Raw genomic sequence first — 14,631 nt, 5'->3', positions numbered from 1 at the left:
CGGCGATGCGCCCGCCGAGTCTCTTTCCCCTGTTCGCCGAGGTTTCGACCCTGAAGGGCGTGGGTCCGCGTGCTCTGCCGCTGGTGCAGAAGGTCGCCGGTCCGCTAGTGCGCGATCTGGTCTTCCTGTCGCCGTCGGGCGTAATCGTCCGCCGTCCGATGCAGGCCGCCGACGCCGTAGACGGCGAGGTCGGCATATTCGAAGTCGCCATCGACCGACTGTTCGTCGCCAGCCGCCCCGGCGCCCCGCTGAAGGTGCGGGCGACCGATCCCACCGGTTTCGTCCATCTGGTCTGGTTCGGCGGCTCGGCCCAGCATATCGACCGGCTGCTGCCGCGCGGCGAGACGCGGCTGGTCTCGGGCAAGGTCGAACGCTTCAATGGCGAGGTCCAGATCGTTCACCCGGACATCGTCACGGTGGACAAGGCGGCTGACATCCCCGCCTCCGAGCCCGTCTATCCGGCGACGCAGGGCCTGACGTCGCGCCAGCTGCGAAAGCTGGTCCAGGCCGCCCTGCCCGCCGCCCCCGATCTGGCCGAATGGCAGGACGCCGCCTGGCTGAAGAAACAGGGCTGGCTGTCCTGGCGCGCCGCGCTGGATGCGCTTCACGCCCCCGCCGGCGAGCCCGATCTATCGCCCGATGCGCCCGCCCGACAGCGGCTGGCCTATGACGAGTTCCTGGCGCACCAACTGGCGCTCGCCCGCCGTCGCCGTGCGCGCGAGATCAAGCCCGCGCCGGTCATCGCCCCCGGCCCGGCATCCGACCGTCTGCTTCAGGCCCTGCCTTTCCAACTGACCGACGCCCAGGCCCAGGCCGTCGCCGAAGTCCGTCGCGATCTGGCCGACGGCAAACAGATGGGGCGCCTGCTGCAGGGCGATGTCGGGTCGGGCAAGACCGCCGTCGCGGCCCTCGCCCTGGCCGACGCGGCGGCCAGCGGTTTCCAGTCCGCCTTGATGGCCCCGACCGAAATCCTGGCCCGTCAGCATTACGAAAAGCTCGGCCCGCTTCTGGAGACCGCAGGCGTGGCCTCCATCCTGCTGACCGGCCGCGACACCAACGGCCAGCGGCGCGAGAAACTGGCCGCCCTCGCTTCGGGCCAAGCCCAGGTCGCCATCGGCACCCACGCCCTGTTCCAGGACGCCGTCCGCTTCGACCGGCTGGCCCTGGCCGTCATCGACGAGCAGCACCGTTTCGGCGTCAATGAGCGCCAGCGGCTTCAGGCCAAGGGCGACCCGCGTCTGGGCGCCGTCCACCTGCTGACCATGTCGGCCACCCCCATCCCCCGCACGCTGGAGCTGACCCAGTACGGCGAGCTGGAGGTCAGCCGTCTGATGGAGAAACCGCCCGGCCGCACGCCCGTCACCACCGCCGTCCTGCCCTTGGCCCGCATAGGCGAGGTCGCCGCCCGGCTGAAGACCGCCGTCGAGAGCGGCGCCCAGGCCTATTGGATCTGTCCTCTGGTCGAGGAATCCGAGGCCATCGATCTGGCCGCCGCCGTCGACCGCGCCGACGACCTGCGCCGTCTGCTGGGCGTCGAGATCGGGCTCGCCCATGGCCAGATGCCCGGCGCCGAGCGTGAGGCCGTCATGGCCGACTTCGCCGACGGCCGCCTGCCGGTCCTGGTGGCCACCACGGTCGTCGAGGTCGGGGTCGATGTGCCCAACGCCTCCATCATGGTCATCGAACACGCCGACCGTTTCGGCCTGGCCCAGTTGCACCAACTGCGGGGCCGTGTCGGTCGTGGATCGAAGGCCAGTTCCTGCATCCTGCTGTACGGCGGTCAGGACGGCGCCCTCGGGGAAACGGCCAAGGAACGGCTGGAAACCCTGCGCCGCACCGAAGACGGCTTCGTCATCGCGGAAGAGGATTTCCGCCTGCGCGGCGGCGGCGATCCGCTGGGCCTGAAACAGAGCGGCTTCCCTGCCTACCGCTTCGCCGACCCGATCAGGCACCGCAGCCTGATGCTGGCCGCCGCCGACGATGCCCGCCTGATCCTGAACCGCGACCCCGACCTGACCTCCGAACGCGGCCAGGCGGTGCAGGTTTTGGAAGAACTGTTCGACTGGAAGGGCCACAAGGCGGGAAGCGACTGAGCCCGATCTACCCACCCCCGTCATCCTCGGGCTTGACCCGAGGATGACGGGGGTGGGAGCAAGCCGTTAGCCAATCATCCCGCTCCAGCCGTCGAACCCGACTTCGACATTCGCCGGAACAAGCGCCGACAACGCCTTGTAATCCATGTCGATATGCAGGTTCGTCAGCACGGCCCGCTCCACATCGGCGGCGGCGATCCATTCCAGCGCGCGGTCCAGGTGGGCGTGGGTCGGATGCGGCGCATAGCGCAGGGCGTCCACGACCCAGACCTGACAGCCCGCCACCGCCTTCAGCGCCGCCTCGTCCAGGTCCGACACGTCGCTGGAATAGGCCATGTCGCCCAGCCGGTATCCAACGGAGCGGATCGGTCCGTGCGCCTGATCGAAGGTTTTGACGGGGATCGCCCCGCCCGCCCCTTCTACCGACCACTCCACCCCATGCGGCGGAATGGTTCGCGCCTCAAGCAGCGGCGGATAGCCCAGCTTGGTCTCGAAGATATAGTCGAACCGATGCGTCAGCGATGTCCGCGTCGCCTCGTCCATCCAGGCCGGAATCCGCTTTCGCGCGCGCGCGGCGAAGGTCCGCAGATCGTCGATCCCGTGGGTCTGGTCAGCGTGGTCGTGGGTATAGAGTATGGCGTCCACATGTCTGGTCCCGCTGGCCAGCATCTGTTCGCGCAGGTCCGGCGAGGTGTCGATCAGGATGCTGGTCACGCCATCCGGCCCGGCCTTCTTCGCCAGCATCGAACAGCGGGTGCGGCGGTTCTTCGGCTCGGTCGGATCGCAGGCGCCCCAGTCGCCGTCGCCGCGCGGCACCCCGCCCGACGACCCGCTGCCCAGGATGACGACCTCGAAACTCATGCCGGCCTCGGTATCCGGTCGAACAGGCCGAAGAAGGCCTCGGTCGTGCGTCTGTCCGCCTCCTCGGCGCTCCAGCCCCGGATTTCGGCCAGCTTGTCCAGCACATGGCCGATATAGGCCGGCTCGTTGCGCCGTCCCCGGTGCGGTATGGGCGCCAGATAGGGGCAGTCGGTCTCGACGATGATCCGGTCGCCCGGCATGTCTCGGATCACGGCCCGCACATCCTCGGCGGCCTTGAAGGTGGCGATGCCCGACACCGAGAACCACGCCCCCATTTCCGCAGCGATCTTCGCCAGTTCCGCCCCGCTTGTGTAGCAGTGCATCAACATCTTGAACGGCCCCGCGGCGTATTCCTCGCGCAGGATTTCCGCCATCACATCGTCCGCCTCGCGCGTGTGGATCACCAGCGGCAGGCCGGTTTCCCGCGCCGCCGCGACATGCTGGCGAAACACCACCGCCTGAACCTCGCGCGGGCTGAGGTCATAGTGGAAATCCAGCCCGCATTCGCCTATCCCGACCACCTTCGGCCGCTGCGCCAGTTCGATCAGCGTAGAGGCCGTCAGGTCCGCCGCATCCTTCGCCTCGTGCGGATGAACCCCGACCGTACACCAGATGTCGTCATGGGCCACGGCGATCCCGTGCGTCGCCTCGAAGGTCGTCAGCTTGTCCGAGATTTCGACCATCAGTCCGACCCCGGACGCGCGCGCCCGCGCGATCACCGCGTCCCGGTCCTCGTCGAACTGCGGCGCGTGCAGGTTCACATGGCTGTCGATCAGCATCAGCCCATCCGCCCCTGCTGCGCCTGGACCCGCCGGATGTCGGCCAGGGCGCCCGCCAGCACGTCGCCGCGATCCAGGTTCAGACCCGCCGTCCGCTCCGGCAGGGGCTGCAACCGCTCCCACAGATCGGCCCAGCGAGGACCGCCGCCCGGCGCGCCGTCCAGCGCGCGCATCTTCACCGCCGAAATCAGCCGATCCATCAGCACCTCGAACCGTTCCTGCCCCTCGGCGCCCCGGAACTTGTCGGCGACCGCCAGGGCTGCGGCCCGGTCGATGTCGCCCTCGACCCAGCGCCGCGCCAGCTGATCCATTTCGAAGGTCGCCCCCGACGCCAGCGCCAGGGCCGCGCCCGGCGATCCCCCCGCCATGGCCGCCGCGTGTTCGGCGTCCTCGCGCTCCACGCCCGTCCGGTTGCGCACCAGCGTCTCCAGCCGATCCGGCGTCCAGATCGGAAAGCTCAACCGCCGACAGCGCGAGCGGATGGTGGCCAGCAACCGCCCCGGCGCATGGGTCACGAGGAACAGCACGCCCCGCTCAGGCGGTTCCTCAAGAACTTTCAGCAAGGCGTTGGCGGCGTTGACGTTCAGGTCATCGGCGGCGTCGATGATCGCCACCCGATGCTGGGCCTGGGACGGACTTTTGGAGAAGAACTCAGGCAGTTCGCGGGACTGATCGACCGAGATCGACTTCTTGGTCTTGCCCCCTTCGACCAGCCGTTCCAGCACCAGAAGATCGGGATGGGCCTGGGCCGAGATCAGCCGGCTGACCGGATCGTCACGACGCGCGCCCAACAGCCCGCGCCCCGGATCGGCCGCCGCCCCCAGCAGCCGTCGCGCCGCACGATAGGCGAAGGTCGCCTTGCCCACACCCTCCACCCCGCACAACAGCCAGGCGTGGTGCAGCCGCCCCCGCTCCCAGGCGTCCAGAAACGCCGTCTCGGCCGCCGCATCGGGGACCAGATCGAACCGGTCGCGCGGATGATCCTCGCTCACAGCAGCCGATCCTGAACCGCCCGCCAGACCCGCGCCTCGACCTCGTCCAGCGATCCGACCGCATCGATCAGCACGCAACGTTCGGGATGGGCCTCGACGATCCTCAGGAACCCCTCGCGCAGCCGCTGGTGGAAGGCCAGCCCCTTGGATTCGAACCGCGTCTCGAACAGTCCCCGCCCGAAGGCGCGTTCCAGACCCACCTCGACCGGCAGGTCGAACACCAGGGTCAGATCCGGCTGGTCCGCCCCGACCACGCCCGCATCGATCTGTTCGATGAAGCTCTGGGCCACGCCGCCGCCCGCCCCCTGATAGGCGCGGCTCGAATCGGCGAACCGATCGCACACCACCCAGTCACCCGCCGCCAAGGCCGGTCGCACCGTATGCTCCAGATGATCCGACCGCGCCGCATACATCAGCAGGGTCTCGGTCATGGCCGACCACGGCTCGGCCTCGTTGGCCACCACCAGATTGCGGATCACCTCGGCGCCCCTCGACCCGCCCGGCTCGCGCGTGCGGACCACCTGCCGGTCGCCCAGCACAGGATTCAGCCGCTCGACCAGCCGCCCGACCTGGGTCGACTTGCCGGCGCCCTCGCCGCCCTCGAAGGTGATGAAACGTCCACGGGTCACGGGCGCACTAATGGCGTCCGCAGCGCGGGTGGCAAGCCTTAGCCGCCGGATATCAACAGGGCGTCGGCATATCCACGCGCCATGACCGCCTGACGGGCGCTCTCGGCCGCCGCCTGGTCGATCCAAGGCCCGACCAGAACGCGGTATCCGCCGCCGGCCTCGTCCACCTTGGCCCGCGCGCCCAGCCGGTCGGCGATTCGTTGCGCCGCGCCCGGATCGCGGAAGGCGCCCGCCTGAACCCAATAGGACCCGCCGATCGAAACGGCCGGGGCGGCTTGCGGCGGCGCATAGGCCGGCTGCGCCTGATAGATGGGTTGGGGCGCCTGATAGGGTTGGGGCGTCGTCTGGATCGGCGCCGGCTGAACCGCCGCCATCTGCACGGGTTGCGTTTCGACGGCCCTCGGCGCCTCGGCCCTCAGGACCGTCCCGCCGCCCAGACGCGGCGCCTGGCCCAGATAGCGCACCCGCACCCGCGCCACGCCCTCGCGCCGCATATCCAGTTCGTCCGCCGCCTCACGCGACAGGTCGATGATCCGTCCGTCCACGAACGGACCCCGGTCGTTGACCCGCGCCACGATCCGCCGCCCGTTCGTCAGATTCGTCACCTCGACCAGTCCCGGCAGCGGCAGGGTCTTATGCGCCGCCGTCAGCGCATGCATATCGAACCGTTCGCCGGTCGAGGTAGGTCGTCCGTTGAAGGCGTCCCCGTACCAGGACGCCATCCCCACCTCGTCATAATTCGGCTGATCCTTGGGCGTGTACCACCGCCCGCGCACCTGATAGGGCCGCATCGTGCCCGAAACGATGGGCGCAGGGTCCTTGACCACGGGAACGCCCCCCGCGCCGCGCCCGCCGCCCAGGCTGGAACAGGCCGCCAGCAGCGAGAACAGCCCCAGCACCAGGGCGCCGCGCATCCATCGTCCAGCCGTCATCCGCCTCGCCTTCGTCTCCGCCGTCGTAAAAACAGGATGAGCGAAGACATTTCCGCTTTGGTTAACGCCCCCATCCCCTGCTATGGCGTCCGCTCCGCTCGACGCGGCGAGGAAGTGTGGCCGAGTGGTTTAAGGCACTGGTCTTGAAAACCAGCGACGGTGTGAGCCGTCCGTGGGTTCGAATCCCACCGCTTCCGCCATTTACGTCTAGAAGTTTCGACCGATACTCGGCGATACACTCGCCAGTAGATTTGCGTTTAGGAGCCTCGGTTGCTTGTCACGCCGGGATGCGCACAATCCTGATCTGCGTCCATTAAATCTCTGATAGATTAAGCTTGGACTGTTGCTCTGCGGCATCGCGAACGTAATCCTTGGGGCGCCCAAGGAGATTTCTATTATGCGTGCAATCTGTCTCGTCTCGGTTTTGGCCCTCGTTGCGGCCTCGCCCGCCTTGGCTGCGACGACCGACGCTCCGGCGGTCCAGCAGGAGACCGCCGCCCATCCGACTTACACCGCCGCCTAGTTCTTCGAGACGACCAGCTACGGCATGTCCTATTCCGCTGGCCTGGGCTGGTCGCCCGACGGTCGGTCGATCCTGATCTCGTCGGATGCGACCGGCGTATTCAACGCTTATGCCCTTCCAGCCTCAGGCGGCGCCCCCGTACCGCTCAGCAACTCGACCGGGGTCGCTACCTTGGGGGCAAGTTATTTCCCCAACGACACCCGCGTCCTGCTCACCGCCGATTCTGGCGGCGGCGGCAGCGAGTTGACCCACATCTACGTGCGCGAGCTGGATGGCGCGATGCGCGACCTGACGCCGGGCGATGCGGTCAAGGCGGACCTGCTCGGCTGGTCAAGCGACCGTTCGACATTCTGGATCACGTCGAACGCGCGCGATGCCAGCGTATTTGACGTCTATGCCGTCAATCCCACCACCTATGAGACAACCCTGCTGTTCGAGAACCCGAACATGAACGTCTCGGCCATTTCCCCGGACGGCCGCTGGGTCGCGCTGAACAAGTCGATCTCCAGCGCCAACTCGGATGTCTATCTGGTGGATCTTCAGGACGACAAGAAACCTGTTCTGGTGACGGAACACACCGGCAATGTGGCCTATTCCGCCTACGGCTTCACCGCCGACAGCCGGTCTCTGATCCTGGCCACCAACGAACATGGAGAGTGGAACCAGGCCTGGCGTCGCGACGTCGCCACCGGAGAGATGGCCCAATACATCGCCGCCGACTGGGACGTGATGTTCGTCAGCTTCTCACCGTCTGGCCGCTATCGGGTGTCGGCCGTCAACGCCGACGCCAAGACCGAACTGACCCTACTGGATACCACGACAGGTCGCCCCGTCACCTTGACCGGCCTGCCCGACGGCGACATCGGCGCGATCCGTTTCAACAAGGACGAGAGCCGCATCGCCTTCACCGTCTCGTCCGACACCTCGCCCGGCGATGTCTTCGTCGGCGACCTGACGACCGGCCAGACCCGTCGCCTGACCACGGCCCTGAATCCCGCCATCGACGAGAACGTCCTGGTCGAAGCGACCATCGTTCGCTACCCGGGCGAAGGGGGCGTCATGGTGCCGGCTGTCCTCTACCGCCCCATCGGCGCCTCGGCCGCCAATCCGGCCCCGGCCGTCATGCTGGTCCACGGCGGTCCCGGCGGCCAGACGCGGCGCGGTTACTCGGCCATGGTCCAGCATCTGGTGAACCATGGCTATGCGGTCCTGGGCGCCAACAACCGGGGCTCGTCGGGTTACGGCAAAACCTTCTATCACATGGACGACAAGGCCCACGGCGAGGCGGACCTGCGCGACATCGTCGCCGGCGGTCAATGGCTGCGGGAACAGGATTGGGTCGCCGACGACCAGGTCGCTGTGATGGGTGGTTCCTATGGCGGCTACATCACCGCCGCGGCCCTGGCCTTCCATCCCACAGCCTTCGATGCGGGGATCGACATCTTCGGCGTGACCAATTGGGTCAGAACGCTGGAGTCCATCCCGGCCTGGTGGGGCGCCAACCGCACCGCCCTGTTCGACGAAATGGGCGATCCTGCCACGGACGCCGAGCGCCACCGTCGCATTTCTCCGTTATTCCACGCCTCGAATATCCAGCGCCCGATGTTGGTGGTTCAGGGGGCCAATGACCCGCGCGTGCTCCAGGTTGAAAGCGATGAACTGGTCGCCGCCGTCCGCGCCAACAACGTCCCGGTCGAATATGTGCTCTTCCCGGACGAAGGCCACGGTTTCCAGCGCCGCGCCAATCGCATCACGGCCCAGGAAGCGTATCTGAAGTTCTTGAACCACTATGTTCGCAAGACGCAATGACTGAGGATCACCCGTATCTTCCGGCCATTAGACGTTCCGCAGCCATGACTTAACGATACTCTCTTGGAATGCAAAAGACCCCGCCGATCATGTCGGCGGGGGCTCGTCTAGGTTTGATCGTTGAACGGCTTAGTTGGGACGAACGCCGCCGCTGGCGGAGACTCCGACGGAGGCCGAGGCGCCGTTGCGATCTGCGGAGGCCGACCCGTTCGCGCCGGCGTTGGCGGAGGCATGTCGTTGGCGCGTCGGGCTTTGGCCTTGAGACGCCCCGCCGTGCGCCGAGCCTGATGTCGCGCCTGCGGCCGAGCCGCCGGCGCCGGACAGGGCGCCGTTCAGAACCCCCGAGCCTTGCGCCTGACCTTGGCCATCGGCGCGGGCCGATCCGGCGGCGCCGGCGACGCCGTTGACGGCTCCGTTCAGCGCGCCCTCGGCCTGGCCCTGGGTGGCGGCGACCGTCGATGCGGCGCGGTTGCGGGCGGCGAAGGCGGCGTCTTCGGCTCCGGCGCGCGTGCGTTCGGCGGCGGCGCCTGCCCGAGCCCGGGCCTGCTGGGCGCGACGTTCGGCGCGGGTCAGGGTGCGGTCGGCGGTCGAGGCGACGCCGTCACGAATGCGAGCGCCGTCGACCGATCCGGTCACGCCTCCGGTCAGGGCGCCGGCGCCGCCGATCTGGCCTCCGGTCATGTTTCCCGCCTGGCCGCCCAGGCCGCCGGTCAGGTTCCCGGTCAGTCCGTCGGAACCGCCCAGAATCTGGGCCTGCGACGCGCCGGCCAGAGCCAGGCCGAAAGCGACGGTCGCCGTCATCAAGGTCTTTTTCATCGTCAGTCTCCTGCATGTCGCGGGCATTTCGCCCTCGCAGGGTCCAACGACCCGCCTTGCCGATTTCATCCCGACCGCCGAAAAATCTTTCAGCGCGACAGTCGTCCACGCGCGCCCATGGCCTGGGGCGCGACGCGAGAACCGACGCCCACCAAACCCAGCCCATAGGTCGTGTCGCGTCCCCTCGCGCCTATGTCCCTGGCGTCTCTCGCCAGGGCGGCCTCGCCCTCGCGCGCCAGAAGACCGGCCACGATCGGGGCGGCGAAGGAGGTGCCGCGCACGCTCGTCCACCGGCCGGCCGGCGCGGCGGCGGCCATGTCGGCGCCGGGTGCGGCGAAGGCGACCTGAGGGCCACGTCCCGCCTCGGGCAGGACCTGGTCGCGCGCATTGACGGCCGTGACCCCGATCACCCCGTCATAGGCCGCCGGATACAGCGGCGGGGCGGCCGGGCCGTCGTTGCCGACCGCCGCCACCACCGTCAGACCGCGCGCCTGCGCACGCTGGATCGCGCGTTCGACCAGGGCGTTGCGCGGGCCAACCAGGCTGATGTTCACCACATCGGCCTGTTGCTCGACCATCCACGCCATGGCCTGGGCCAGGGCGGTGGAGGCCCCGCCCGCCGCCTGTCCGCCATAGATGTCGGCGACGCGCAGATCGGCGCCCGGCGCGCCGCCGACGAAAGGTCCGCTGCGCCCGACCATCAATGAGGCGACCGCCAGACCATGCGCGCCCATGCGCGGCGGCCCGGCGAATCCGCGCTGCACGATCCGCGAACCGGTCAGGGCCGGATGGGTCGCCTCCACCCCCGTATCGATGAGGCCCAGCGTGACGCCCTCTCCGCCGATTCCGCTCGCGCCGTCGCCCGCCACGCGCGCCCCTTCGGCCGCCGACAGGGGTCCGGCGACGTCGTGGACGTGGTTAAAGGTGATCTCCGCCTCGGCGTCCCATCGCCGCAGCAGTGCGGCCGCCCGCGCCAGGGACAGACCACGCGGCGGCGCCAGAACCAGGCTGGCGATGTCCAGCGCCTCCAGCCGCTCTTCGCGTAAGACGGTGAACCCTGCGCTCACCGCCCGCGCGCGCGCGGACGGCGACAGGTCCAGGGTCACGATCTCGCCGCGCACCACGGGCCAGCCCAGGGGATCGGCCTCCAACGCCCCGTCGGAGCGCCTGACCAACTGGGCCAGCCGCGCGGGCGCCGTCAGGGCTTGGTCCGCCGTCTGACGCGCCAGGCGATCGACGCCTTCCAGCCCCGCCGTCAGCCGATCGGGCAGCGCCTGCGCTGCGCTCGGCAGGATCGGCGTCGGCAGCGGCCCGATCTGCGCCTGGGCCGGAACAGCCGCTGCCATCGGCGTCAGCGTCAATACCGCCAGACCGATCCAGGTCGAGGCCTCTTTCAACGTCATCGTCGGCTCCTTACCCGCCGCGCGCCACTTCGGTCTTGCCTCGCGCGGCGTTACGTTCTGGATATGCCATGGATGAAACGGCCGGGCGCAATCGTTTCATCCCTCATGGAAAAGGATGCCGCGTGGACGACTTTCAAAAGGGCCTGGTGGATTTGCTGCCGCGCCTTCGCCGGTTCGCCCGCGTCCTGCGTCCCCACGACGCAGACGCCCAGGATCTGGTGCAGCAGACGATCGAACGCGCCCTGGCGTCGCGGCGCGGGTTTCGGCCCGGCACGCGGCTGGACAGTTGGGCCTTTACGATCATGAGACGGATCGCCATCGACGAAGGCCGCGCCCGCCAGCGTTGGGGCCGTGTTCTGACGCCTGAGGACGAGGCGACGGCCCGCGTGCCCGACGCCGCCCAGGCCGACGAGGCGCTGCGCGCCGACGCCCGGCTGGTGCGCGACGCCATCTACGCCCTGCCCGACGATCAGAAACAGGCCGTCGCCCTGGTCCTGGTCGAGGGCCTGTCCTACGCCGAAGCGGCCCAGGTTCTGGGCGTGCCGGCCGGCACCCTGACCAGCCGTCTGGTGCGCGGCCGTCAGACCTTGATGCAAACGCTGGCCGCCCAGGGAGTGACGGCATGACCCTCGACGACGAAACCCTGATGCGCTGGGCGGACGGCGAACTATCGCCGGAACACGTCGCGCGACTTGAGGCGGCGGCTCGAACCGATCCGGCCCTGGCCGAACGGATGGCGGCGGCGCGGCGCCTGCGCGCGGCGACGCGACAGGCCTTTCCGGCCCTGGTCGACCCGCGAGACCGCGACCTGGCACGTCTGATCGCGGGCGACGCGCATGCGCGCGCCACGCCTTTGTCGACCCTCACGACCTGGCTGACCGACGCCCTGACGCCGCGCCATGCTCCGGTCTGGGCCGGCCTAGCGGCGACCGCCTTTGTCGTCGGGGTCTTGATCGGGCCGCGCCTGAACGACGGGCCGGGCGTCCGCATCGCCGAAGACGGCGCCCTGGCCGACGCCGGTCTGGTCAAGGTTCTGGATCGCCGGCTGGCGTCGCAAGGAGCGGACAGCGCGGGCCGGGCCGTCGGCCTGACCTTCCAGGACGGCGAAGGGCGCTGGTGCCGCACCTTCCAGGCCCGAAACGACGGTCTGGCCGGCTTGGCCTGCCTCCGTTCGGACGGCTGGACGGTTCAGGCCCTGGCGCCGCTGTCGTCGCCGCAAGGCGAAGTGCGAACGGCCTCGTCCGACACGCCCGCCGCCGTTCTCGCCGCCATCGACGCCCTCATCGCCGGCCCCTCCGCCGACACCGCCGCCGAAACCCAAGCCCGCGACGCCGGCTGGCGATGATTACGGAACGCGGATCAGCAGTTCGGCCTTGGGGAAGTCGATGGCGAAGGCGTCGAGGGCGTTGAGGAGGTCGGAGCCCAGGATCAGGGTGGGTTTGGCGGTCGTTTCGGCAGGGCTGTCAGCGGGAGCATCCGGCGTGAAGATGAGGTTCAGGTCGCGGAAGTTGACCGGGCCAAGACTGACACGCGCGACACGGCCGGACTGGACCGAGGTTTCCTGACGACCTGCGCCCGTGATAGCGCCGGCGGGCTTCAGACGCGGATCGTTCGGGCTCCAGCCCAGCGCCTTCAGCGCGACGCCCGACGCGACCGAGACGGCCGCACCCGTATCGACCAGGGCGTCGAACGCCACGCCGTCGATCTCGACCGGCACGATCAGCAGGCCCGTGTCGTCCAGTCGTCCCTTGACGACGGCGTAGCCTTCGGCTGGCGCGCCCGACGGCTGGTAGCTGACGGTGTGAGCCGCCGGGTCGAAGGTCAGGCGACCTGCGGCGAACATTTCCATCCCGACGATGCCCCGCGCCTCGGTGGCGCCGGCGTTGGGCAGGGCCAGCATGGCGACGCCCTCCGCGTCGAACAGGTCGGTGGAGAACCGGTCCACGCCATAGAGGTCGGCCTGGGCCTGACCGCTGGCCCCGGCGATGCTCATCTGTTGTCCCAAAGCCGGCAGGCCCAGGTCTTGCGCCAGCGGCAGGGTGACGAGACTGGTCTGGGCCGCCGTGTCCAAGACCATGGCGTAAGGGCCCTGTCCGTTGATCGTCGCCGTGATGGTCGGGCGCCCCCGCGTGTCGTGCGACAGGGTAGCCGACCGCGTTGCCGATGCGCTCGCAGCGTGATCGGGAGCGGACGCTTCAACAGGCGGGACAGCTTCGACCGGGTTCTGGATGGCGCTCAGGGCGACGGCGGCGAGAAGGAAAACGAGCAAGGCGACCTCCGATTTCCCTTCAGGCTAGGATCGCAAGCTGATCGGAAGCTGGCGCCGCTGGTCAGGCGCGCGGGCGCGATCAGCCCGGCGTCCCGGGCGAGAAACGCAGCGACACCTCGGCCCCGCCGCCCTCTCCCGCCTTGACCTCCACGGCGCCGTCATGGCGTTCGATGACGGCCTTGACGATGGCGAGGCCCAGACCATAGCCGCTACGTCCGGTAGAGAAACGGGTGAAGGGTTCGAACAGGTCCTTGATCCGCTCCTTGGGAATGCCGGGACCATGATCGCGCACGCGCACCCAGCCGTCCTTGTCCAGCCTGACCGTCACCCTCTGCCCCTCCGCCGAGAAGGACAGGGCGTTGTCGACCACATTGCCGATGGCGGTCTCAACCAGACCGGCGTCGGCGACGATCTCCATGCGCGTGACCTCGCGTTCGAACACCAGGTCCAGGCCGCGACGGCGCGCCACGGTCTCGCGCTCGCCCACCACCCGTCCGGCCAGGGTGACGAGGTCGCATCGGCGCATGGCGGTACGGGACTCGCCAATGGTCATCAGCGTCAACAGCTTGTTGGCTAGATCGGTCAGGCGCCGCACGTCGGCGATCAACTTGTCCTTCAACCGGCCGTCGTCCATGATCTCCAGACGGGTGCGCAGGACCGTCAAAGGGGTGCGCATCTCATGCGCGGCCGCCGACAGGAAGAACCTCTGGCGCCGCTGGGCCTCGTCCACGCGCACGATCATCTGGTTCAGGGCCGAGACCAGAGGCACGACCTCAAGCGGCAGACCGCGCTCGGGGAACAGACCTTTCAGATCGTCGGGGTCCAGATCGCGGGCCATGGCCGCCACGCGGCGGATACGCCAGACGTTCACCAGCAGAACCACCGCGAAGACCACGAAGGCGATCCCCACGGTGGACAGGAACAGGCCGCCATAGCTCCAGATGAACTTGCCATAGAGCTGGGCCGAGGTGGCGGCGGCGCTGGTCGTGGCGTGTTCGATCCCGGCGTATTCGTAATAGGTGCGTCGCCCGCCGCAGTCCGAATAGGTCAGAAAGACCAGGCCCGGACCGCCCAGATCGTTTCGCGTCGAATTGATGCAGACGCCGGGATAGGCGCGCGACAGATCCTGTCGCTCCAGCCGGTCGAAGCCCAGGCTGACGAAGAAGGGCGTGCCCTCGCCCTGACGAAAATCCCGGTCGCCGACGCGCACGAAATAGCGAAAACGCGGATTGTGCGCCCGAATGTCGGCCAGCACGGCATCCTGAGCCAGGTCGCCGCCCGAGCCCGGCGCCTGGCCTTCGGCGAAGGCGAAGCGGCTGAGGGCGTCGGACGCGCGCGCCGCCGTCTGCTCCAGCGGATCGGCCACGCCGTTCGGCTCGACCGAAAGCAGCGGACGCAGGCTGAAGAAATAGACGCCGAATCCCACGAACAGGATGGTGATGAGCGTCATCTGGCCGAACATCGACCGATGCCATGTCCTCAGATTGACGCTCACGCCGGCCCCTTTATGCGATCCCGATCAGGA

General features: G+C 68.8%; 14 protein-coding genes and 1 tRNA gene. 6 read left to right on the top strand and 9 right to left on the bottom strand.

What is annotated here, in order from left to right; translation table 11 throughout:
* Window positions 1-5: 5 nt before the first annotated feature.
* Window positions 6-2,093, top strand: a complete 2,088-nt coding sequence (gene recG / locus SH203_RS00225) for an ATP-dependent DNA helicase RecG (protein WP_087119514.1) — start codon at window positions 6-8, stop codon at window positions 2,091-2,093.
* Between the two features lie 66 nt (window positions 2,094-2,159).
* Here the strand turns inward: recG and SH203_RS00220 are convergent, their stop codons facing one another.
* From SH203_RS00220 to SH203_RS00200, 5 genes are read right to left on the bottom strand one after another with little or no spacing between them, the layout of a single operon-like run.
* Window positions 2,160-2,954 carry an MBL fold metallo-hydrolase gene (locus SH203_RS00220; RefSeq protein WP_087118882.1) on the bottom strand — a complete coding sequence of 265 codons (795 nt, stop codon included), beginning with the start codon at window positions 2,952-2,954 and terminating at the stop codon, window positions 2,160-2,162.
* Window positions 2,951-3,733 carry a TatD family hydrolase gene (locus SH203_RS00215; RefSeq protein ID WP_087118881.1) on the bottom strand — a complete coding sequence of 261 codons (783 nt, stop codon included), beginning with the start codon at window positions 3,731-3,733 and terminating at the stop codon, window positions 2,951-2,953. The genes SH203_RS00220 and SH203_RS00215 overlap by 4 nt, the downstream gene beginning before the upstream one ends.
* Entirely contained in the window at window positions 3,733-4,725 is a 993-nt protein-coding gene (locus tag SH203_RS00210) for a DNA polymerase III subunit delta' (protein ID WP_087118880.1), read from the bottom strand. The genes SH203_RS00215 and SH203_RS00210 overlap by 1 nt, the downstream gene beginning before the upstream one ends.
* The gene (gene tmk / locus SH203_RS00205) at window positions 4,722-5,354 is read right to left on the bottom strand and encodes a dTMP kinase (RefSeq protein ID WP_087118879.1); all 633 of its coding nucleotides are present in this window, start codon (window positions 5,352-5,354) and stop codon (window positions 4,722-4,724) included. The genes SH203_RS00210 and tmk overlap by 4 nt, the downstream gene beginning before the upstream one ends.
* Window positions 5,355-5,392: 38 nt before the next feature.
* Entirely contained in the window at window positions 5,393-6,286 is an 894-nt protein-coding gene (locus tag SH203_RS00200) for a septal ring lytic transglycosylase RlpA family protein (protein WP_087118878.1), read from the bottom strand.
* A gap of 110 nt (window positions 6,287-6,396) precedes the next feature.
* On the opposite strand from SH203_RS00200, the gene SH203_RS00195 reads away from it, so the two are divergent.
* The 3 genes from SH203_RS00195 (at window position 6,397) to SH203_RS00190 (ending at window position 8,618) form a co-directional block, all read left to right on the top strand.
* Window positions 6,397-6,486: transfer RNA gene (locus tag SH203_RS00195), tRNA-Ser, on the top strand.
* Window positions 6,487-6,683: 197 nt separating this feature from the next.
* On the top strand, window positions 6,684-6,809 hold the full coding sequence (locus SH203_RS15830; RefSeq protein ID WP_255376546.1) for a hypothetical protein: 126 nt from the start codon (window positions 6,684-6,686) through the stop codon (window positions 6,807-6,809).
* A 24-nt stretch (window positions 6,810-6,833) separates the two neighbouring features.
* Window positions 6,834-8,618 (top strand): S9 family peptidase, encoded by a 1,785-nt coding sequence (locus SH203_RS00190; RefSeq protein WP_200808746.1) that lies wholly within the window; start codon window positions 6,834-6,836, stop codon window positions 8,616-8,618.
* A gap of 129 nt (window positions 8,619-8,747) precedes the next feature.
* Here SH203_RS00190 and SH203_RS00185 read toward each other — a convergent pair whose 3' ends face one another.
* Together SH203_RS00185 and SH203_RS00180 are read right to left on the bottom strand one after the other, a co-directional pair.
* Window positions 8,748-9,434 (bottom strand): hypothetical protein, encoded by a 687-nt coding sequence (locus tag SH203_RS00185; RefSeq protein ID WP_087118877.1) that lies wholly within the window; start codon window positions 9,432-9,434, stop codon window positions 8,748-8,750.
* Between the two features lie 89 nt (window positions 9,435-9,523).
* Entirely contained in the window at window positions 9,524-10,837 is a 1,314-nt protein-coding gene (locus SH203_RS00180; protein ID WP_234989318.1) for a S8 family serine peptidase, read from the bottom strand.
* Window positions 10,838-10,959: 122 nt separating this feature from the next.
* Between SH203_RS00180 and SH203_RS00175 the strand changes: the two genes are divergently transcribed.
* Together SH203_RS00175 and SH203_RS00170 are read left to right on the top strand one after the other, a co-directional pair.
* Window positions 10,960-11,463: an RNA polymerase sigma factor gene (locus tag SH203_RS00175; protein WP_200808745.1), complete on the top strand. Its 504-nt coding sequence runs from the start codon at window positions 10,960-10,962 to the stop codon at window positions 11,461-11,463.
* Entirely contained in the window at window positions 11,460-12,182 is a 723-nt protein-coding gene (locus SH203_RS00170; RefSeq protein WP_087118875.1) for a hypothetical protein, read from the top strand. Before SH203_RS00175 ends, SH203_RS00170 begins: the two co-directional genes overlap by 4 nt.
* On the opposite strand, the gene SH203_RS00165 is transcribed toward SH203_RS00170, so the two are convergent.
* Together SH203_RS00165 and SH203_RS00160 are read right to left on the bottom strand one after the other, a co-directional pair.
* The gene (locus SH203_RS00165) at window positions 12,183-13,106 is read right to left on the bottom strand and encodes an aspartyl protease family protein (RefSeq protein ID WP_087118874.1); all 924 of its coding nucleotides are present in this window, start codon (window positions 13,104-13,106) and stop codon (window positions 12,183-12,185) included.
* 79 nt (window positions 13,107-13,185) lie between these two features.
* Window positions 13,186-14,601 (bottom strand): sensor histidine kinase KdpD, encoded by a 1,416-nt coding sequence (locus SH203_RS00160; RefSeq protein ID WP_234989316.1) that lies wholly within the window; start codon window positions 14,599-14,601, stop codon window positions 13,186-13,188.
* Window positions 14,602-14,631 lie beyond the last annotated feature (30 nt).

Origin of the sequence: Brevundimonas sp. SH203, from assembly GCF_002157625.1 — a bacterium.
GTDB lineage: Bacteria > Pseudomonadota > Alphaproteobacteria > Caulobacterales > Caulobacteraceae > Brevundimonas.
This window is presented reverse-complemented; position numbering and strand designations above follow the sequence as displayed.

Coding starts and splice junctions, on each gene's coding strand:
- recG (WP_087119514.1), top strand. CDS start 6: ATGCGCCCGCCGAGTCTCTTTCCCCTGTTCGCCGAGGTTTCGACCCTG.
- SH203_RS00220 (WP_087118882.1), bottom strand. CDS start 2,954: ATGAGTTTCGAGGTCGTCATCCTGGGCAGCGGGTCGTCGGGCGGGGTG.
- SH203_RS00215 (WP_087118881.1), bottom strand. CDS start 3,733: ATGCTGATCGACAGCCATGTGAACCTGCACGCGCCGCAGTTCGACGAG.
- SH203_RS00200 (WP_087118878.1), bottom strand. CDS start 6,286: ATGACGGCTGGACGATGGATGCGCGGCGCCCTGGTGCTGGGGCTGTTC.
- SH203_RS15830 (WP_255376546.1), top strand. CDS start 6,684: ATGCGTGCAATCTGTCTCGTCTCGGTTTTGGCCCTCGTTGCGGCCTCG.
- SH203_RS00190 (WP_200808746.1), top strand. CDS start 6,834: ATGTCCTATTCCGCTGGCCTGGGCTGGTCGCCCGACGGTCGGTCGATC.
- SH203_RS00185 (WP_087118877.1), bottom strand. CDS start 9,434: ATGAAAAAGACCTTGATGACGGCGACCGTCGCTTTCGGCCTGGCTCTG.
- SH203_RS00180 (WP_234989318.1), bottom strand. CDS start 10,837: ATGACGTTGAAAGAGGCCTCGACCTGGATCGGTCTGGCGGTATTGACG.
- SH203_RS00170 (WP_087118875.1), top strand. CDS start 11,460: ATGACCCTCGACGACGAAACCCTGATGCGCTGGGCGGACGGCGAACTA.